Origin of the sequence: Candidatus Jidaibacter acanthamoeba (genome assembly GCF_000815465.1) — a bacterium.
Taxonomy (GTDB): domain Bacteria; phylum Pseudomonadota; class Alphaproteobacteria; order Rickettsiales; family Midichloriaceae; genus Jidaibacter; species Jidaibacter acanthamoebae.
In genome coordinates, this window is record NZ_JSWE01000021.1 from 1 (window position 1) to 568 (window position 568).

Sequence of the window (568 nt, forward strand, 5' to 3'; positions counted from 1 at the left end):
TCAAATCAAAGTTAAAGTATATTTTCCCTTTACCCATGTGAGTTAAGTGAGTTTTAGAGATTGAGGCATGCCCAGGTTAGTCATTTTATTAAGTATATGGCAACCAAGTAAAGTCTCAACATCTTGGTTATCCCATTTCCTAGATCTAAGCTTAGCTCCTATAATGCTTTTATATCGATAAATAGTATTTTCTACAATTTCCCTCCTTCCATACTTATTTTTATTACGCTCCACATGGTAACCTTTTTCTTTAATATAGTTTATGGTATCAGACCTAGGTTGTGTATAAGCTGTCTTGGCATTTTTATGAGGTGCTATTGTAGCTTTAATACCTTTATTTTCTAATACAATATACGTATTGTTACTATCGTAGCCAGTGTCAGCTAAAACCTCAGTTATCTTTTCTATATCTACGCATTGTATTAATGATTCTAAACATTTACAGTCATCTGTTATATGGTTGGTCATAATACGTGAAACTATTAATCCCTCTTTACTAACTCCGGTATAGCTGGCTTGCGCCATACTCTTCTTTTTACTTCTCCTCAATGCTTAAAAACTAACCATT

Annotated in this window: 1 protein-coding gene; it reads right to left on the reverse strand. The window is 33.1% G+C overall.

Features of this window, described 5'->3' with window-relative positions; translation table 11 throughout:
- Window positions 1-42 precede the first annotated feature (42 nt).
- Window positions 43-525 carry a transposase gene (locus NF27_RS00275; protein ID WP_039454564.1) on the reverse strand — a complete coding sequence of 161 codons (483 nt, stop codon included), beginning with the start codon at window positions 523-525 and terminating at the stop codon, window positions 43-45.
- Window positions 526-568: the final 43 nt, after the last annotated feature.

Excerpts from the sequence above, each read along its gene's own strand:
- NF27_RS00275 (WP_039454564.1), bottom strand. The coding sequence starts at position 525 with ATGGCGCAAGCCAGCTATACCGGAGTTAGTAAAGAGGGATTAATAGTT.